Genomic DNA, 18,009 nt, shown 5'->3' on the forward strand with positions numbered 1-18,009 from the left:
GTTCGCGTATCAGTGGCGCAGGGCCCACTTCTGGACCGTCTCCAGGGGCCCCGCCGAGAAGCGTCGCAGCCACAGCGTGGAGCCCACCATCAGGAACGCGCAGACCGTGGCCCACAGTCCCACCACCCACCACGGGCCCGTGTCACCGAGCCGTTCGGCGAGGCCCAGTCCGATGCCGTAGGAGACGAGCACGCACAGCAGGTTCTGCAGGACGTAGGCGGACAGGGCGGTTCGGCCGACGGACGTCAGCCCCGTCATCAGCGGGCCCGGACGCCGTACCCGGTCCACCAGCGCGCCGATCAGGCCGATGTAGCCGAGGGCGAGCAGCGGCGCGGTGCCGTACCGGGCCAGCAGGAACAGGTCCGGGCCGGCCAGTGTCGCCGCCACGTTGAGCGGCAGTCCGAGGCCCAGGCCCCACAGCAGGAGCCGGGAGCGCAGCCTCCGCCCCGTCTCGTCCGCGCCGAACGCCCCCGCCCGGAACAGCCGTACGCCCACCAGGAAGAGGAAGATCAGGAGGAAGAAGGTCAGTACCGGCTCCATGCGGAGCGCGATCGCGTTCTCCAGACGGAAGGCGATCTGATCCAGGTAGCCGCCGTGCGCGTAGAGGTCGACGACCTCGCGGGAGACCGTGCCCCCGGTGTCACCCTCGTCGCTGCCGGCCAGGGCCATGCCCGCCGTCAGCAGGCCGATCACCGCCAGGTGTATCCCCGCCGCCCACCACATCACCCGCCGCTGCGCCCGCTCCGAGCGGGTCAGCAGCCAGGCGACGAGCAGCGCGGTGACCGCGTATCCCATCAGTACGTCCCAGGCGAAGACCAGGACGAAGTGCAGCGTGCCCTCGCCGAACAGGAACAGCGCCCGCCACCGGTAGCGCCCCGGCCACGGCTGTCCGCGTCGCGCCGCCGAGCCGTACTGGATGGCCAGCCCGACGCCGAACAGGATCGTCAGCAGCGACAGGAACTTGCCGTTCGCCAGCACGCTGAAGGTGCCTTGGACGGCTCCCGCGAGCGATCCGAAGGACGGCTCGCTCGAACCGGACTCCAGGACTCCCCACTCCCCGCCCGGACCGGTGAAGATCCATACGTTCGTCATGAGCGTGCCCAGGATGGCCGCCCCGCGCAGTACGTCGAGGAGGGGCAGTCGCCGTCCGGTGGGCGGGGAATCCAGTGCCTGCGGGGCTCGCGCGTCCGTGTGCGTCATGGATTCATCGTCACGGCGGCAACGGCCCGAATCGTCGTGAGCGGTGCCGAACCTGTCGTACACAAAAGGATGCAGACGACCACACCGGCCCGTCCGCCCTGAGATGGACGGCTACGGGACGGACGGCTACGGGAGGGACGGCTACGGGAGGGACGGCTACGGGAGGGACGGCTACTTGACGACCGCGACCGGTGTGCCCGTCTCCCCGAACGTCCACAACGCCGCCCCGTCGGCCGCGCGCATCCGGACCCCGCCGGTCTGTTTGCCCGCGGCGGGCGGGGGCGAGGAGCCGTCCACGGCGTTGGAGAAGGCGATGGAGACACCGGACTTCGCGGCGAAGTAGACGATGTTCTCGATCTGCACACCGTCCGAGCCCGTGGTGGCCATGTTGCGCGTCGACACCGTGTAGGTGCCGGGGTCCGGGCTCACCGTCCCCGGCCAGACGGTGAAGGTACGGCGGGCCGCGTCGCTCGCGTCGACCAGCCAGACCCGCTTCTGGCCGAGGGAGTAGACGATCCGGCGTCCCGTGCCCGAGCCCTCAGGCACGGCGGCGGGTGCGGTGGACCTCGACGGTGCGGGGCTCGCCCCCGCCGACGCCGACGCGCTCGGGCGGGCCGCCGTGGCCGTCGGGTGCGGCCCCTTGTCGGCCTGTACGGCGAGGACGGTGACGGCGGCTATCGCTCCCACCGTCAGACCGGTCACCCAGACCTTGGGAGCAGGCACGGCACGCATCTCCTCAGCTACGGAACCCCTCCGCCGGGGGTCGGATCATCGTACCGACCCCCGCGAAGCGATCCTCCTCAGTCCAGCACCGGCAGCAGTTCCGGCAGATGCCCGTCCGACGCCGCCGCAGCCCGCTGCCGCTCCTGCGGCACCTCGCCGTAGAGGGTCGTGCGCGGCCTCGCCGGACGGCCGGCCGCCTCCGCCACCGCGATCAGGTCCCTGACCGACTTGTACGAGCCGTACGACGAACCCGCCATCCGCGAGATCGTCTCCTCCATCAGCGTGCCGCCCAGATCGTTCGCGCCGGAGCGGAGCATCTCGGCCGCGCCCTCGGTGCCCAGCTTCACCCAGCTGGTCTGGATATTCGGTATCCACGGGTGCAGCAGCAGCCGGGCCATCGCCGTCACCGCGCGGTTGTCCCGGATCGAGGGGCCGGGCCGCGCGATCCCCGCCAAGTACACCGGCGCGTTGGTGTGGATGAACGGCAGCGTCACGAACTCCGTGAAACCGCCCGTGCGTTGCTGGATCCCGGCCAGCGTGCGCAGGTGCCCGAGCCAGTGGCGGGGCTGGTCGACATGGCCGTACATCATCGTCGACGAGGACCTGATGCCGAGCTCGTGCGCGGTCGTCACCACCTCGATCCACGTCGCCGTCGGCAGCTTGCCCTTGGTCAGGACCCAGCGGACCTCGTCGTCGAGGATCTCGGCGGCGGTACCGGGGATGGAGTCCAAGCCCGCCTCCTTCGCCGCCGCGAGCCATTCCCTGATCGACATGCCGGTGCGGGTGGCCCCGTTCACGACCTCCATCGGGGAGAAGGCGTGCACGTGCATGCCGGGGACGCGGGATTTCACGGCCCGTGCGATGTCGAAGTACGCCGTCCCCGGCAGGTCCGGATGGATGCCGCCCTGCATGCAGACCTCCACCGCGCCCACGTCCCAGGCCTGTTGGGCGCGGTCGGCGACCTGGTCCAGGGACAGGGTGTAGGCGTCGGCGTCCGTGCGCCGCTGGGCGAAGGCGCAGAAGCGGCAGCCGGTGTAGCAGACGTTGGTGAAGTTGATGTTCCGCGTGACGATGTACGTGACGTCGTCGCCGACCGCCGACTTGCGGACGTCGTCGGCGATGCGGGTGAGCGCGTCCAGCGCCGGGCCGTCCGCGTGCAGCAGCGCCAGCGCCTCCTCGTCGGTCAGCCGGGTCGGGTCGTCGGCCGCGACCCGCAGCGCCTGGCGCACATCGGTGTCGATGCGCTCCGGCGTCATCCCGGGCGCGGCCGCCTCACGCAGGGCGCCCCAGTCGCCGTACACCTCGTCGAAGTCGTCGCGGCGGTCGGACGTACGGCCCTCGGTGTCGATGGTGGAGTGCAGATCCGTACGGCCGGACGCGACGAACGCCTCCTCCGGCTCCTGCCACGGGTGCCCCTCGACCACGGCGTCCGGGCGCGCCAGGCCCGTCTGCGGGTCGGCGAGCGCCCGGACGTGCGGGAGCAGCCGCGGGTCCATCCAGGGCTCGCCGCGCTGGACGAACTCCGGGTAGACGCAGAGGCGTTCGCGCAGTTCGAAGCCGACGGCGGCCGACCGGTCGGCCAGTTCCTCGATCTGCGGCCAGGGGCGCTCGGGGTTGACGTGGTCGATGGTCAGCGGGGAGACCCCGCCCCAGTCGTCGATGCCGGCCCGGATCAGCCGCTCGTACTCGGAGTCGACCAGGTTGGGCGGGGCCTGGAGGCAGGCGCTCGGCCCCATGATGTGCCGGGCGACCGCCACGGTGGCGACGAGTTCGTCCAGTTCCGCGTCCGGCATGCCGCGCATCGCGGTGTCCGGCTTGGCGCGGAAGTTCTGGATGATCAGTTCCTGGATGCCGTGGTAGGCCCGGGAGATCTTGCGGAGCGCGAAGAGGGACTCGGCCCGCTCCTCGTACGTCTCCCCGATCCCGATCAGGAGCCCGGAGGTGAAGGGGACGGAGGAACGGCCCGCGTCCTCAAGGACGCGCAGGCGGACGGCCGGCTCCTTGTCCGGGGAGCCGTAGTGCGGGCCGCCCGGCTCCGACCACAGACGGGTCGCGGTCGTCTCCAGCATCATGCCCATCGACGGGGCGACGGGCTTCAGGCGCTGGAAGTCGGTCCACGTCATGACGCCCGGGTTGAGGTGGGGCAGCAGGCCCGTCTCCTCCAGGATGCGGATGGAGATGGCCCGCACGTAGGCGATGGTGTCGTCGTAGCCGTGCGCGTCCAGCCACTCCCTGGCCTCCGGCCACCGCTCCTCCGGCTTGTCGCCGAGGGTGATGAGGGCTTCCTTGCAGCCGAGGGCGGCGCCCTTGCGGGCGATGTCGAGGACCTCGTCCGGCGACATGAACATCCCGTGCCCGGCGCGGCGCAGCTTGCCGGGGACGGTGACGAAGGTGCAGTAGTGGCACTTGTCCCGGCACAGCCGGGTGAGGGGGATGAAGACGCTCTTCGAGTACGTGATGACGCCGGGCCGGCCTGCCGCGTCGAGGCCCGCGTCCCGCACCCGGCCGGCCGACGCGACGAGGTCGTCGAGGGCCTCGCCGCGGGCCTGGAGCAGCACGGCCGCCTCAAAGACGTCGAGGGCGACGCCGTCCCGGGCGCGTTTGAGGGCGCGACGCATGGAGTTCTCGGTCGGGCCGGTTCCGGAGGTCGCGGGGTTCGTCATCCTTCGAGCATACGGTCGGGCTCCGCCGGTTCAGCGAGGTCGGGGTGGTCTGTGGGGGCTGCGGTGCGTTGCCGGGTGCGGGCTCGTTGTGGCTGGTCGCGCCCACGCGGCGGAGCCGCATACCGACACGGTCCCGCGCCTTTCGGCGACGAGGCGCTGGGCCGGCGTTCCACCCGTCGGCTACAAGTACTCGGCGTACCCGTCCAGTAGCCGCATCGCCTCCCCCTCGCCCGCCGGAGGCAACTGCACCACGACCTCCTCGATCCCCAGCTCCGCGTAGTGCGCGAGCTTGCCGGGGCTGGGATGGACGGCGTACGGCACGACCTGAAGGGCGTTCGGATCACGCCCGGCGTCGGCCCAGACAGCCCGCAGCCGGGGAAGAGTTTCGGACAATCCGCGCCCACCGATCGGCAGCCACCCGTCGGCGTACTCGCTGATGTGCGCGAACAGCTTCGGCCCGGCGGCTCCGCCGATGAGCGTGCGAGGCCCGACGACCTTCGACGTGCGCGCCTTCTGTACGGGTTTAGGGTGGGCGAAGCTGGCACGTACCGCCCCGAACTCCCCCTCGTACGCGGTGGGTTCGTCCGCCCACAGGGCCCGCATCAGGGCCATCCGGTCCCGGACGAGTTCGCGGCGCGTGGCCCACTCGACGCCGTGATCGGCGGCTTCCTCCACGTTCCAGCCGAAGCCGAGGCCGAGGGTGAACCGCCCGCCGGAGAGGTGGTCCACGGTCGCGATCTGCTTGGCGAGGTCGATCGGGTCGTGCTGGGCGACCAGCGTGATGCCGGTGCCGAGGCCGAGCCGTTCGGTGACGGCGGCGGCCTGGCCGAGGGCGACGAAGGGGTCGAGGGTACGGCCGTACTCGGGCGGCAGGTCACCGCCGGCGGGGTACGGGGTGACCCGCTCGACCGGGATGTGGGTGTGCTCGGGCAGGTAGAGCCCGGCGAACCCGCGCTGCTCCAGCTCACGGGCGAGCCGGGTCGGGGTGATGCTCTCGTCGGTGAGGAAGATCGTCACGGAGATGCGCATGACCGCATCTGTACCGCGCGCACGTGCCGATGTCGATACCGACCGGTCGGCACAGCGTTCGGGCCGACTGCCGGCCGGCTACCGATTGGCTGCCGATTCCCTTCCCTTGCACGGCAGTTCACGGCTGAATACCAGAGTTGCACGCACCACCACTGCACCACCCACGCCCTGTCCTTCACGACGACCTGGGGAGCAGCAGCATGTGCGAGGACGATCACGCGGGCCACACGGGCCTGGGAAGACGCGCACTGTTCGTGACGGGCGCCGCCGCCGCGCTTACGTTGGGAAGCGTGACCTTCGCTTCAGGCGCCGACAACACCCAGGACGCGGAGACCCGCACCGTGCGGGGCACCCTGCCGCCCGGGTCCCCCGACTTCGTGTACGTACCGGTCGAAGTGCCGTCCGGCGTACGGGAGATCAAGGTCTCCTACACCTACGAGAAGCCGTCCGTCCCGGCCGGCACCCCGGGCAACGCACTCGACATCGGCATCTTCGACTGGCGCGGCACGGAGCTCGGCGGCCGTGGCTTCCGGGGCTGGTCGGGCGGGGCCCGCACGGAGTTCTTCATCCGGACGGACGAAGCGACGCCCGGGTACATCCCGGGCCCGGTGCGTGAGGGCACGTGGCACATCGCGCTGGGCCCCTACACGGTGGCTCCGCAGGGGCTGCCGTACGAGCTCACCATCACGCTGACCTACGGCGAGCCCGGCGAGGCCGTCGAGCCGACGTACCCGGCTCAGCGGGCGAAGGGCCGGGGCCGGGCCTGGTACCGGGGCGACTGCCACCTGCACTCCTGGTACTCCGACGGCCGCCGTACGCCCGCCGAGATCGCGGCGCTGGCGCGAGCGGCGGGCCTGGACTTCATCAACAGCTCGGAGCACAACACGCACTCGGCGCACGCGCACTGGGCGTCCGAGGCCGGGGACGACCTCCTGATCATGCTGGGCGAGGAGGTCACCACACGGAACGGCCACGTGGTGGCGCTCGGCACCGACCCCGGCACCTTCGTCGACTGGCGCTACCGCGCCCGGGACAACCGCTTCGGCCGTTTCGCCCGCCGGATCCGCCAGGCCGGCGGCCTCGTCGTCCCCGCCCACCCGCACGCCACCTGCGTCGGCTGCAACTGGAAGTTCGGTTTCGCCGAGGCGGACGCGGTGGAGGTCTGGAACGGCCCCTACACGCCCGACGACGAAGTCACGCTGGCCGACTGGGACAGCATGCTGGTGGCGTCGGTACGGGAGGGCCGTGACTGGATCCCGGCGATGGGCAACAGCGACGCCCACCGCGACCCGGACCCGGTCGGCTCACCTCAGACCGTCGTCCTGGCCGACGACCTGACGCGGGAGGCGATCCAGGAAGGCATCAAGGCGGGCCGGGCGTACGTCGCCGAGTCGAAGAACATCTCCCTGACCTTCGGCGTCTCCGGCGCGAAGGGCGAACACGCCGGCATCGGCGAGCGGCTCGAGGTCGGCCGGAACTCGCCGGTGACCGTACGCCTGGAGGCCACGGGCGCCCCCCGCTGCACGGTCCGCTTCGTGACCGACCAGGGCGTCCTCTTCACGAGCCCGCCGCTGCCGGTGGCGGGGGCGGGGGTCGTGGAGTGGCGTACGACGCCGTCTTACGCGGCGTATGTGCGGGCGGAGTTGCGGCATGAGGCGGCGGTGGGGCCGTTGCCGGGGGCGTTGGCGGCGTTCACGAATCCGGTTTTCCTGGGGCGTTCGTAGAGGCGGGCGGACGGTGCGGCGGTCCGCGGGCGGGCCGCCGCCCCCGTGACCTCCTGCGTGGCCTCACGCGTGGCGTCCTGTTCAGAGGCTGGACGGCCAGAATCGCACCAGGTACTTCTCCACGCCTCGCCCCGTACCCTCAACCCTGCGACAGAGCCGCGGCCGCGGCCCGCCCGTTGCAGCTCACCCGCGCCCGCCACGAACCGCCCGAGTCAGCGGGCGTGATCACCTCGCCGGCGCGGCCGGGTGTGGCCGGCGCTGTAGATGTCGAGCCATGAGCACCTCCCTGCCGGCTTCCCCGCTCCGTCAAGGCGTCGGCCCGTCGCCCAGGTCGGCGACCACCGCCGCGTGGTCCGACGGCCAGACGCCCTCGACCGGCCCGTCCCCCGCCCGCCGCACGTCCCGCACATGCCCCAGTCCCCCCGCCCCCGGCGGCGCCACGTGGATGTAGTCGATGCGCACGCTCGGCCCCAGGCCCGCCGCGACGTACGGGTTCTCGCGGTCCCAGGTGACCGACGGGGCGGACGCGTCGGCGTACTGCCAGGCGTCGAGGAAGACCTGGCCGGGTACGACCGGCGTGGTCCGGCAGCCGCCGAAGAGGCGGATCTCGTCGGAGTCGGGCCATGCGTTGAAGTCGCCGGTGACGACGGTCGGAAAGGGCGTGTCGCCCCGGTTCTCGGCGATGAACTCGGCGAGCGCGGTGACCTGGTGGCAGCGTATGGCCGAGGCGTGCAGGGCGGAGGTGAGGTGGGTGGTGAAGAAGGGGATGTCGTAGGAGGGGGTGGCCAGGCGGGCGAACAGGGCGAGGCGGCCGTCGTCGATGTCGGAGGGCGCCGGCAGTCGCAGCGTGCGCCGGTCCGTGACCGGCCAGCGGCTCAGTACGGCGTTGCCGATGTCGACCGTGGGGTCGCCGATCCGCCGGCGCCAGCGCTCGGGGGCGGGCGAGGGGGCCCAGGCCCAGTGCATGCCGAGTTCGCCGGCCAGCCACTCGGCCTGGTTCTCGCCACCGGCGGCCCACACCTCCTGCAGGCCCACCACGTCGGGGCGCAGTTCGCGCAGCGTGGCGAGAACCGCCTTCTGCCGGGCCTCCCAGGGCCCGAAGCGCCACCACAGGTTCCAGGTCACGACCCGCATCCGCAGCCACCCGCTCTCGTCATGCCGCGTCGGGGACCATTGAAGCAACAGTTCGACCGTCGCGCCGTGACACCCGGCACGAGACAGGAGACTCACACACAATGTCCCGCCTCGCCGACCTCAGGTTCCGCGCCGCCACCACCTTCCAACGCCGCGTCGGGAATCCGATGCTGCGCCGACTGCCTTTCCAGACGGTCCTGGAGACCAGGGGCCGTGTCTCCGGCCTGCCCCGGCAGACACCGGTGGGCGGCCGCCGGGTCGGGGATTCCTTCTGGCTGGTCTCGGAGTTCGGGGACAAGTCCCAGTACGTCCGCAACATCAAGGCCGATCCGCGGGTGCGGGTACGGATCCGGGGGCGGTGGCACACCGGCACGGCCCACCTCCTGCCCGACGACGACCCCGTCGCCCGCCTGCGCGACCTGCCCCGCCTCAACAGCGCCGGCGTCAGGGCCCTCGGGACGAACCTGCTGACGGTGCGCGTGGACCTGGGGGACTGACGGTCCGACGGGCCTGATCAGGGCCGCACGTCGGGACCCGTCCCAAGGCCGGCCCGGTAGAACCGCCGCATGGAACACACCACGAAGACGAAGGTGGGAGCGACCAGGCGCGCAGCCGCTCGCTCCCGCAAAGCAGCCATGGGCGCGATCGCTCTCGCTCTGACCGTGACGGGTGTCGCAGCCCATTCGGCGGCGGCAGCCGACACGCGGGCCATCTCCTATCCCGCGCGTCTGAAGAAGTGCGCCGACCTCGACTGCAAGGTCCAGGTCAAGAAGGGCGAAGGGTTCAAGGCTCACCGCTTCTGGATCGAACGCGTCACCTTCCCGCAGATCAGCAAGACCAACATCCAGATCAAGGCCTACGGCGACGGCACCGAGATGGGCTGCGGAGGCACCCCGCCGCTGCACTGCACCATCAACGGCGTCGACTTCACGGTCAAGGACGTCCGCGGCAACACGGCCCGGACAGTCCGAATCCACCCGTAAACACCCAGACCGCAGGGTGCCGGCGAGCCCTACCGTGCGAGTCGGCGCCCTGCCCGGGCGCGTGTGCGGGCGCGAGCGAGCGCCACCCCGGCCACCGTCACCCCGGCCACACGATGGCCTGCACCTCGCTGTAGGCGTGCAGGGCGTACGACCCGACGTCCCGCCCCACCCCGCTCTTCTTGAACCCCCCGAACGGCGCCTCCATGTTGCGCCCGACGGTGTTGATCCCGACCCCGCCGGCCCGCAACCGCCGCGCGACCCGGAAGGCGCGGGCCACGTCGCCGGACCAGACGTAGTCGATCAGGCCGTAGTCCGTGTCGTTGGCGAGGGCGATGCCCTCTTCCTCCTCCTCGAAGGGGATCACGGAGACGACCGGCCCGAAGATCTCCTCGCGGGCGACGCGCATGTCGTTCGTGCAGTCCGCGAGGAGGGTGGGAGAGACGTAGAAACCCCGCTGGTACGACGGCCGTTCACCCCCGGCCACCACCACCGCGCCTTCCTTCCGGCCCATCTCCACGTACGCCTCGACCCGGTCCCGGTGCTCCGCCGAGATCACCGGCCCGACGATCGTGGACGTCTCACGCGGATCGCCGACCTTCAACCGGCCCGCATACACCGCGAGTTGCTCGACCAGCCGGTCGTACACGCCCCGCTGGGCCAGCACCCGCGTCGGCGCCGTGCAGATCTGCCCGCTGTAGAAGGAGAAGGTGGTGCCGATCCCGGCCACTGCCGACCCGAGGTCCGCGTCGTCGAAGACGACCGCCGCGCCCTTACCGCCGAGCTCCATCAACTGGCGTTTCATGTCCCGCCCGCACACCTCGGCGATGCGCTGCCCGACCGCCGTGGAGCCGGTGAAGCTCACCATGTCGACGTCCGGGGACGACACGGCCGCCTCGCCGACCTCCACCGCCCGCCCGGAGACGACGTTCACGACCCCCGCCGGCACCCCGGCCGCCTCCAGCGCCTGCGCCATGCGGTAGACGGACAGCGGATCCTGCGGCGCCGGTTTCACGACGACCGTGTTGCCCATGGCCAGCGCGGGGGCGATCTTGCCGGCCGGGTTGGCCCACGGGTTGTTGTACGAGGTGATGCAGGTGACGACCCCGACGGGCTGACGCACGGCCAGCGCACCCATCACGCCCGCCTTCCCCATCGGCCCGGCCTCGTTGACCTGCGGCAAGATGGCCCACTCGGCGGGCTCCACGCGCGCGTACCGCCGGAAACGGGCGGCCCCGACACCGACCTGCATGCCCCGGGCCGTCCCCGTGGTCGCGCCGGTCTCGGCCTGGGCCAGTTCGGCGTACGGCACGAGGTGGCCGCGGATGATGTCCGCAGCCCGCCCCAGCACGGCCGCCCGTTCCTCCGGCGCCGTACGCGACCACGGCCCGAAGGCCTCGCGGGCCGCGGCACAGGCCGCGTGCACCTGATCCCGCGAGGCCTCCGGCGCCCACCCGACGGTCTCCTCGGTCGCCGGGTCTATTACGGCGTAATAGCCCCCGTCCGGCTCGACCCACGACCCGCCCACGAACAACCGCTGCCGATCAGGACCATCGGGGCCTTTGACGCTCACCTGGTGGCCACCGTCCTGGTGTCCCGCCCCGAGCGCAGCACGCGCCCCGGCACGGACCCGGTCACCACGTCGTCCCGGATCGCCTCGACCCCGTTGACCCACACGGCCCGCACACCGATCGCCTTGGAGTCCAGCCGCGGGCTGTCACCCGGCAGGTCGTGCACCAGGGTGGCCTTACCGGCGTCGATCCGCTCCGGGTCGAAGAGCACCAGGTCGGCATGGAAGCCCTCCTCCACCCGGCCCCGCTCACGCAGCCCGAACAGCCGCGCCGGATCATCGGTCAGCATCTTCACCGCCTGCTCCAGCCCCACCAGCCGCCGCCCGCGCAGACAGTCCCCGAGGAACCGCGTCGTGTACGGCGCCCCGCACATCCGGTCCAGATGCGCCCCGGCATCGGATCCGCCGAGCAGCACGTCCTCGTGCTGCCAGGTCTCGGCGCGCAGGGACCAGGACGCGGGGTCGTTGTCGGTGGGCATGGGCCACAGGACCGTACGCAGATCGTCGGCGGCGCAGATCTCCACCAGGCACGGGAAGGGTTCCTGTCCGCGCTCGCGGGCGATGTCCTCCACGACCCGTCCGGTCAGCCCCCGGTTCGCCTCGCTGTAGGTGTCGCCGATGACGTACCGCCCGAAGTTCGTCAGCCGCCGGAAGACACCGGCTTCCTTGGCGGTGGCGTGCCTGAGCAGCTCGGCCTGGACGTCCGGCTCGCGCAGCTCGGCGATCCGCTCGGGCACGGGCAGCCCGAGGACCGGCCCCCACCCGGGGATGAGGTTCAGGGCGCAGAAGGTGCCCAGCGACATGTTCATCGGCGTCAGGATCGGCATGGTGAGGGCCACGACCCGGCCGCCCGCCTTCCGGGCCTGCTCACTCGCGAGGAGCTGCCGCGGCACCCGCTCCGGAACGGCCGAATCGATGGTCAGGACGTTCCAGTTGAGCGGCCGTCCGGCGGCGGCGCTCATCTCCACGAACAGTTCGATCTCGGCGTCGCTGAACTGGTCCAGACACCCCGCGACGATCGCCTCGATCTGGGTCCCCTCGTGCTCGCCGACCGCCCGCGACATCGCCAGCAGCTCCTCCGGCCCGGCGTGCCGGGAGGCCACCGGCTTCCCGTCCCCGTCGGAGTGGCTCGTCGACTGGGTGGTGGAGAAGCCCCAGGCCCCGGCATCCATGGCGTCGTGCAACAGCCGGACGATCTCGCCCAGCTGCTCCGCACTCGGCTGCCCGCCCACCGCGTCCGGCCCCATCACATGCCGCCGCAACGCGCAGTGCCCCACCATGAACCCCGCGTTGACGGCGATCCGCCCCTCAAGGGCATCCAGGTACTCCCCGAAGGTCCGCCAGCTCCAGGGCGCGCCCTCCTCCAGCGCGACCAGCGACATCCCCTCGACCTTGGACATCATGCGGCGCGTGTAGTCGGCGTCGTCCGGACGGGCGGGATTGAGCGGCGCGAGCGTGAACCCGCAGTTCCCGGCGGCGACGGTGGTCACCCCGTGATTGAGGGAGGGGGTCGCGTACGGGTCCCAGAAGAGCTGGGCGTCGTAGTGGGTGTGGGGGTCGACGAATCCGGGGGCGAGGACGAGCCCGGTGGCGTCCTCGCTGGTACGGGATTCCTCGGTGATCCGCCCTATGGCGGCTATCCGGCTGCCCCGGACACCCACATCGGCGGTGTGAGCGGGCGCGCCCGTCCCGTCGACGACGGTCGCGCCTTTGATGACGTGATCGAGCATGACGGCTCCTCCTCGAATTCCGGGTGCGTCCACGCCCCTTCAGGGGCGCGGGGAACTGCGCGACCAGCCCTCCACGGCCCGCACCCCGCAACGGCGACTACGCGGCACCCCGGAACCGGGACGTCCGATGAACCGGATCCGTATCGATCTTCGGAATCACGTGCTCCCCGATCAGCCGAATCGTCTGCAACGTCTCCTCCTTCGGCACCCCCACCGGCAACCCGAAGCTCAGCTGATCCGCCCCCGCCTGCTCCCACCGCTTGCACTGCCGGAACACCTCATCCGGATCCCCGCAGATCAGCAGCTCCTCCTCGATCAGCAGCTCCACGAACTCCGGCGTGTACGCGGGCAACGTCTCCGGCCACACCGGGAACCCCTCGGGACGAGGAAACGTGTCGTGGTACCGGAACACCAGCGACGGCAGATAGTGCAGCCCGCCCCGCACCGCGATCTCGATCGCCTCGGCATGCGTGGGCGCGCAGATCGCCGTGGTCGTCACCATCACGTTGTCGTTGACGAAGTCACCGATGGGCTCGGCGTTCACGACCGCCGTCTTGTACTGCTCCAGCACCCACTCCATGTCGGCGACCTTCTGCACACTGAAGCCCAGCACCCCGAGCCCCTTCATCGCCGCCATGGCGTACGACGGAGGCGACCCGGCCGCGTACCACATCGCGGGGTGGGACTTCCCGTACGGCTTCGGCAGAATCTTCCGCGGTGGCAGTGACCAGTGCTTGCCCTGGAAGCCGGCGTACTCGTCCTGGAGCCACATCTTCGGGAACTCGGCGATGGTCTCTTCCCAGATCTCCTTGGTGTGGTTCATGTCGGTGATGCCCGGCAGGAACCCGAGGATCTCGTGCGACCCCGCGCCCCGCCCCGAGCCGAACTCGAAGCGGTTGCCGGTGAGATGGTCGAGCATGGCCACCTTCTCGGCGACCTTCACGGGATGGTTGACCTGGGCGAGGGGATTGAAGATCCCGGAGCCGAGATGGATCCGTTCGGTCGCGTGCGCGAGGTACCCCAGGAAGACGTCATTCGCGGAGAGGTGCGAGTACTCCTCCAGGAAGTGGTGCTCGGACGCCCAGGCGTACTTGAAGCCGGACCGGTCCGCCTGGATGACGTACTCGGTCTCCTCCATCAGTGCCTTGTGCTCGGCGAGCGGGTCGGTCTCGGCGCGCTTGCCCACGTATCCCTGTACAAAGAGCCCGAATTCCAAGGAGGTTCACCGTCCCCAGTAGTTTCTGACGCATCGTCAGATCGGCGGTATGCCGCCGACTGTGGCACCGGGCGCAAGGATGGTCAATAGTTGACGACCAGTCAGATAGCGGTCGGGCGGCAGTCAGATGACCGAGACGCCCGCCAGCCAGCCCCCGTCGATCACGAACGGCTGCCCGGTGATGTACGAGGAGTCCTCCGAGGTCAGGAACAGCGCGAGGCGCGCCACCTCCTCGGGCCTGCCGATCCGGCCGAGCGGCACGAGCTTGCGGTAGAGCCCGTCGAGCGCCCTCGACGTCTCCTCCGCGTCCGCCGCCGGATCCAGCAGCGACGGGTTGGACATCGCGGTGTCGATGGCGCCGGGGCACATCGCGTTGACCCGGATGCCGCGGGGCGCCAACTCCAGGGCGGCGACCCGGGTGAGGCCGAGGATGGCGTGCTTGGTGGCGGAGTACGTCCCCACGGCCGCCATGCCGGTCACCGCGGTGTACGAGGCCGTGTTGACGATCGTGCCGCCGTCGGCCATCTCCGGCGCGACGGTCTTGACGCCGAGGAAGCAGCCGACCTGGTTGACCCGTACGACCTGCATGAACTCGTCGAGGGGGGTGTCGACGAGGGAGTTGAAGCGCAGGATGCCGGCGTTGTTGACCAGCGCGTCGAGGTGGCCGTAGGTCCTGCGTGCGACGGCGACGGCGGCCTGCCAGTCGGCCTCCAGGCCCACGTCGAGGTGGACGTACAGCGCGCCTATCTCCTCGGCGAGGGCCTCGCCCTGATCGTCGAGCACATCGGCTACGACGACTCCGGCGCCCTCCGCGGCGAAGAGGCGCGCCTCCTGCTCGCCCTGTCCGCGCGCCGCCCCGGTGACGATGACGACCCGTCCGTCGAGCTTGCCCATTACGGCCCCCTTCGAAGGGTGGACACGGTGGACTCCGCATCGTAGCGCCATACCTGACGAGGCGTCAGATGCAAGCCCTGAGGGTTGCTGAGGCGAATCTCACGTGACTCACAAGTAGGGATGTTTGACCCTGTCGGCGTGCGTCAAGGGAATCCAAAATCCTGCCCATGTCCAAGCGGAGACTGAAGAACAAGAAGATCAGGATCGTGGCGGTCGGATCGGCCCTCGTGACCGGCGGAGCCATCGCCACCGTACTGCTGCCGTCGGCGAACGCCGCCGACGAGAAGACGCCCGAGCAGATCATGACGATGTGCCAGCGGGCCAAGGTGCTCAATGGCAAGCAGCAGTCCATTTTCGATTTCGGCGGCCACCCGATCGCCGGACCGAGTTTCGCCTCCGACAACTGCGATTTCGTGGAGACGAAGTTCGAGACCTTCGACGGGCCGGCCGAAAAGGCCTCCATCGACTTCCCGAACTGCGAACCGAACGCCACCGAACCGTCGAAGGTGTCGATCACCTGGTCGGCGACGGCGGCCCAGGGGCAGGGCAAGTACACCGTCACCCAACAGGGCGGCGGCGGAGGGCTCTTCGGAGCACTGACCGGATCCTGGCTCAAGCACAAGGGCACCCTCGACATGACCGTGAAGTCCGCGACCGCCGGTGACACGGAACAGCGGGAAGTACCGGTCGGCAAGGTGCTGCACATGGAGTTCACGCCGAAGCTGCAGCGCATGACCGGCGAATGGCGGGTGCGGATCGACGCCCGTGAGGCGACGACCGTCACCAACCCCTCCCCCGAGCAGAACTTCGTGGCACCGGACGTCGTCGAGGGCCCCGTCATCCTGCCGGGTGCGGCCGGCGCTCCGGGTGTCGTGGACGGCACCTCCAAGGCCGTACTGACCGACTGCTGAGCCCTTGACCCCCCACATTCCACAGGAGAACCCCATGACACGCACCGGCCGCACCAGAAGCCACCGGAGCAAGAGGAAGCGCATCGCCCTCGCCCTGTCCCCCCTGGTGGCCGTCGCGGTGGCCGTCCCGCTGATGAACTCGGCCGGTGCCGCCACCCCCTCCGAAGTGACCGCCGACTGCTCGGCGGACTCCGACAAGCTGGAGAACTGCGAGTTCGTCGACGTCCAGTTCAAACGGGACAGCCTCGGGCCCAATCAACGGGTCTCCACGGTGAGCGACAACTGCGGATCGACGGGCACCGCCTCGAAGACCTTCAACGTGAGCGCGTCCGTCACGAGGACCATCCAGCTCGAGGACGGGTTCACCGCCGACGGCGGCACGAAGCTCGGCAATTCCTTCTTCGAGATCGGCGTGAAGTTCAACACGTCGGAAATCAACATCACGCGCGACGACAAGACGACGACGCTGGCGTTCAGCAGGACGGACACCGTCCAGGCGGACAGCATCGGCTTCTTCATGTGGTCCGCCAAGCGCACCGATGTGAGCGGATTCCTGAAGGCCACGTACAAGGAGGCACAGGACGGCCAGAAGGTGTTCTTCTCGCCGAGCGAGGGCTCCGCGGGCGTACACGTCTTCTATCCGCAGATCCTGAAGAACGGCACCCCCGACGGCCGCCTCTGGCTGCGCAATGTGAAATGCGGAACTCCTGAGGCATCCGGCGTTCAGAATTCGACCCGCGCGCTGAGGTCGGAAGCCGGGTTCGGCGCGGGCGGCGAGAACGTCACCGACGTCGAGATCCCGCTGTCGGAGGTTGTCGCACCTTAGCCGCATTCTCGGATGCGAAGCACGGGCGCGGCCCCCAGCCAGCGCAGGACCGCGTCCGTGCTGCCGCGTGCGTCCAGCTTGGCGTAGATGTTGCTGAGGTTGTTGCGGACGGTCTTCTCGCTCAGCCGTAATCGCAGCCCGATCTCCTGCGCGCCCAGGCCGGTCGACAGCAGCTCCATGATCTGCCGCTCGCGCGGCGAGAGCAGCGACCGCAGCCGCTCCATGGCCTCCCCGCCGGTGGGCATCCGCCGCGCCCCTTCGCGCAGGGCGGCGCAGGCCGCCGGGGAGAGGTAGGTGTGCCCGACGGTGGCCCCGACGACGGCCGAGGAGAGCATGCAGGTGCAGTAGTCCCCCTCGACCAGATAGCCCGCGCCGCCGCGGAACACCTCGACGATGGTCTCGGTGTCCCGGCGCGGGCTGACGACGATCACCGGGACGTCGGCGGCCCACCGTTCCCGCAGGGCCGCCGAGGGGTCCTCGCAGCACAGGATCACGACGTCCGCGGTCGCCTCCGACGGTTTGAGCGGGGCTGCCAGCCGGACCACCCTGCCGACGTACGGGTCGTCCGGGGCCGGCCAGTCGGAGTGCGGCCAGGTGCCCTCGGGGCAGGCGAGGGCGACGGTCAGTTTCCGGGGAGTGCGCACGTCGTGTGTCCTTCCGCCGAAGCCGTACGTCCGTACGTCCGTACATACCGCTCGTATATACGGCGATCGGCGGGGACATGTTCAAGCTTTCAACGAGCGCTGTGTGCCGGGCCGACTACAGGGCCCGCCAGACAGTCTGGACATCGAGGCTGCGAGGGCGCGGCGACCATGGGCCTGGAGCTGTTGGACACCGCCCCGGCGTTTGACGCGATCCTGATCGCTCTCGGCGGCGGGGCGCCGGCCACCGGTGTGGGTCAGGCGTCGTCCCGTGTGGTCCCCATGATGGCGATCACGGCAGGAGCCTTGGCCGTTCCAGGCGAAGGTCCGCACGGATCGGGCGAGTTGCGACGACCGCTCGGTCAGGGTTGGGCCGTCGCGTGACGCTGCGGCTGCGCCGGGTTCCACGGGCCCGGGGTGGTGCGGGCCTCCTCCGTTCTGGTCTTCGTCGGGACGGGGCCGGACCGTCGGGTGACGGCCGCAAGTTCGGAGAGTCGCTGTCGGCAGGTGGTGAACGCGTCGGTCCAGGGCCAGGTGGCATCGATGCGGAGCCGGCGGCGGGTGTGTTTCGTGAGGCGGCCCGGCCGGTGGTAGAGGCGGAAGCACATGGTGTCGATCTCGGCGTCGGCCAGGTCGCCGACGTCAGGCAGGCCCAGGAGCCTGACCCAGGCGTCGAGGTCGGCGGCCCGCCCCCGGCATGTGAGTGAGACCGCGGACGCCGCTCGAACTCGACGGCCGGGCCGCACACGGGGGAGGGCGGCATGCGCC

General features: G+C 70.5%; 16 protein-coding genes and 1 pseudogene. 6 read left to right on the forward strand and 11 right to left on the reverse strand.

The annotated features are described in order from the left end of the window. Positions 1-9 precede the first annotated feature (9 nt). The 4 genes from AB5J49_RS20630 to AB5J49_RS20645 form a co-directional block, all read right to left on the reverse strand. Positions 10-1,200, reverse strand: coding sequence for a DUF418 domain-containing protein (locus AB5J49_RS20630; protein WP_369170088.1), 1,191 nt, complete (start codon positions 1,198-1,200; stop codon positions 10-12). Between the two features lie 171 nt (positions 1,201-1,371). Continuing rightward, on the reverse strand, positions 1,372-1,932 hold the full coding sequence (locus tag AB5J49_RS20635; protein ID WP_369170089.1) for a hypothetical protein: 561 nt from the start codon (positions 1,930-1,932) through the stop codon (positions 1,372-1,374). Positions 1,933-2,000: 68 nt separating this feature from the next. After that, positions 2,001-4,586, reverse strand: coding sequence for a bifunctional FO biosynthesis protein CofGH (locus AB5J49_RS20640; protein WP_369170090.1), 2,586 nt, complete (start codon positions 4,584-4,586; stop codon positions 2,001-2,003). Positions 4,587-4,766: 180 nt separating this feature from the next. Further along, on the reverse strand, positions 4,767-5,615 hold the full coding sequence (locus AB5J49_RS20645) for an LLM class F420-dependent oxidoreductase (protein ID WP_369170091.1): 849 nt from the start codon (positions 5,613-5,615) through the stop codon (positions 4,767-4,769). A 200-nt stretch (positions 5,616-5,815) separates the two neighbouring features. Here AB5J49_RS20645 and AB5J49_RS20650 point away from each other — a divergent pair, with 200 nt between their 5' ends. Further along, the gene (locus tag AB5J49_RS20650) at positions 5,816-7,339 is read left to right on the forward strand and encodes a CehA/McbA family metallohydrolase (protein WP_369170092.1); all 1,524 of its coding nucleotides are present in this window, start codon (positions 5,816-5,818) and stop codon (positions 7,337-7,339) included. Between the two features lie 306 nt (positions 7,340-7,645). Here AB5J49_RS20650 and AB5J49_RS20655 read toward each other — a convergent pair whose 3' ends face one another. Further along, positions 7,646-8,473 carry an endonuclease/exonuclease/phosphatase family protein gene (locus AB5J49_RS20655; protein ID WP_369170093.1) on the reverse strand — a complete coding sequence of 276 codons (828 nt, stop codon included), beginning with the start codon at positions 8,471-8,473 and terminating at the stop codon, positions 7,646-7,648. Between the two features lie 101 nt (positions 8,474-8,574). Between AB5J49_RS20655 and AB5J49_RS20660 the strand changes: the two genes are divergently transcribed. Both AB5J49_RS20660 and AB5J49_RS20665 read left to right on the forward strand, forming a co-directional pair. After that, the gene (locus AB5J49_RS20660; protein ID WP_369170094.1) at positions 8,575-8,970 is read left to right on the forward strand and encodes a nitroreductase/quinone reductase family protein; all 396 of its coding nucleotides are present in this window, start codon (positions 8,575-8,577) and stop codon (positions 8,968-8,970) included. Positions 8,971-9,039: 69 nt separating this feature from the next. Next, positions 9,040-9,456, forward strand: a complete 417-nt coding sequence (locus AB5J49_RS20665; protein ID WP_369170095.1) for a hypothetical protein — start codon at positions 9,040-9,042, stop codon at positions 9,454-9,456. Between the two features lie 97 nt (positions 9,457-9,553). Here the strand turns inward: AB5J49_RS20665 and AB5J49_RS20670 are convergent, their stop codons facing one another. From AB5J49_RS20670 to AB5J49_RS20685, 4 genes are all read right to left on the reverse strand, one after another. After that, positions 9,554-11,026: an aldehyde dehydrogenase family protein gene (locus tag AB5J49_RS20670; RefSeq protein ID WP_369170096.1), complete on the reverse strand. Its 1,473-nt coding sequence runs from the start codon at positions 11,024-11,026 to the stop codon at positions 9,554-9,556. Then, positions 11,023-12,753 carry an amidohydrolase family protein gene (locus AB5J49_RS20675; protein WP_369170097.1) on the reverse strand — a complete coding sequence of 577 codons (1,731 nt, stop codon included), beginning with the start codon at positions 12,751-12,753 and terminating at the stop codon, positions 11,023-11,025. The genes AB5J49_RS20670 and AB5J49_RS20675 overlap by 4 nt, the downstream gene beginning before the upstream one ends. A gap of 97 nt (positions 12,754-12,850) precedes the next feature. Continuing rightward, positions 12,851-13,969 (reverse strand): LLM class flavin-dependent oxidoreductase, encoded by a 1,119-nt coding sequence (locus AB5J49_RS20680; protein ID WP_369170098.1) that lies wholly within the window; start codon positions 13,967-13,969, stop codon positions 12,851-12,853. Between the two features lie 123 nt (positions 13,970-14,092). Continuing rightward, entirely contained in the window at positions 14,093-14,863 is a 771-nt protein-coding gene (locus tag AB5J49_RS20685) for an SDR family NAD(P)-dependent oxidoreductase (protein ID WP_369170099.1), read from the reverse strand. 167 nt (positions 14,864-15,030) lie between these two features. Here AB5J49_RS20685 and AB5J49_RS20690 point away from each other — a divergent pair, with 167 nt between their 5' ends. Both AB5J49_RS20690 and AB5J49_RS20695 read left to right on the forward strand, forming a co-directional pair. Beyond that, on the forward strand, positions 15,031-15,774 hold the full coding sequence (locus AB5J49_RS20690; protein WP_369170100.1) for a hypothetical protein: 744 nt from the start codon (positions 15,031-15,033) through the stop codon (positions 15,772-15,774). 34 nt (positions 15,775-15,808) lie between these two features. Beyond that, complete coding sequence (locus tag AB5J49_RS20695) at positions 15,809-16,600, forward strand: hypothetical protein (protein ID WP_369170101.1); 792 nt, start codon at positions 15,809-15,811, stop codon at positions 16,598-16,600. Here AB5J49_RS20695 and AB5J49_RS20700 read toward each other — a convergent pair. Continuing rightward, on the reverse strand, positions 16,597-17,244 hold the full coding sequence (locus AB5J49_RS20700; RefSeq protein WP_369170102.1) for a response regulator transcription factor: 648 nt from the start codon (positions 17,242-17,244) through the stop codon (positions 16,597-16,599). The genes AB5J49_RS20695 and AB5J49_RS20700 overlap by 4 nt on opposite strands. 130 nt (positions 17,245-17,374) lie before the next feature. On the opposite strand from AB5J49_RS20700, the pseudogene AB5J49_RS20705 reads away from it, so the two are divergent. Then, positions 17,375-17,499: pseudogene (locus AB5J49_RS20705) on the forward strand (threonine dehydratase); the annotation flags it as partial. 104 nt (positions 17,500-17,603) lie between these two features. On the opposite strand, the gene AB5J49_RS20710 reads toward AB5J49_RS20705, so the two are convergent. Continuing rightward, positions 17,604-17,987 (reverse strand): hypothetical protein, encoded by a 384-nt coding sequence (locus tag AB5J49_RS20710; RefSeq protein ID WP_369170103.1) that lies wholly within the window; start codon positions 17,985-17,987, stop codon positions 17,604-17,606. Positions 17,988-18,009: the final 22 nt, after the last annotated feature.

The organism is Streptomyces sp. R28 (assembly GCF_041052385.1).
Classification (GTDB): domain Bacteria; phylum Actinomycetota; class Actinomycetes; order Streptomycetales; family Streptomycetaceae; genus Streptomyces.

Bases quoted from the DNA above. Each gene is read 5' to 3' on its own strand.
- AB5J49_RS20675 (WP_369170097.1), bottom strand. From the start codon at position 12,753: ATGCTCGATCACGTCATCAAAGGCGCGACCGTCGTCGACGGGACGGGC.
- AB5J49_RS20665 (WP_369170095.1), top strand. From the start codon at position 9,040: ATGGAACACACCACGAAGACGAAGGTGGGAGCGACCAGGCGCGCAGCC.
- AB5J49_RS20635 (WP_369170089.1), bottom strand. From the start codon at position 1,932: ATGCGTGCCGTGCCTGCTCCCAAGGTCTGGGTGACCGGTCTGACGGTG.
- AB5J49_RS20655 (WP_369170093.1), bottom strand. From the start codon at position 8,473: ATGCGGGTCGTGACCTGGAACCTGTGGTGGCGCTTCGGGCCCTGGGAG.
- AB5J49_RS20630 (WP_369170088.1), bottom strand. From the start codon at position 1,200: ATGACGCACACGGACGCGCGAGCCCCGCAGGCACTGGATTCCCCGCCC.
- AB5J49_RS20640 (WP_369170090.1), bottom strand. From the start codon at position 4,586: ATGACGAACCCCGCGACCTCCGGAACCGGCCCGACCGAGAACTCCATG.
- AB5J49_RS20645 (WP_369170091.1), bottom strand. From the start codon at position 5,615: ATGCGCATCTCCGTGACGATCTTCCTCACCGACGAGAGCATCACCCCG.
- AB5J49_RS20690 (WP_369170100.1), top strand. From the start codon at position 15,031: ATGTCCAAGCGGAGACTGAAGAACAAGAAGATCAGGATCGTGGCGGTC.
- AB5J49_RS20650 (WP_369170092.1), top strand. From the start codon at position 5,816: ATGTGCGAGGACGATCACGCGGGCCACACGGGCCTGGGAAGACGCGCA.
- AB5J49_RS20660 (WP_369170094.1), top strand. From the start codon at position 8,575: ATGTCCCGCCTCGCCGACCTCAGGTTCCGCGCCGCCACCACCTTCCAA.
- AB5J49_RS20695 (WP_369170101.1), top strand. From the start codon at position 15,809: ATGACACGCACCGGCCGCACCAGAAGCCACCGGAGCAAGAGGAAGCGC.
- AB5J49_RS20685 (WP_369170099.1), bottom strand. From the start codon at position 14,863: ATGGGCAAGCTCGACGGACGGGTCGTCATCGTCACCGGGGCGGCGCGC.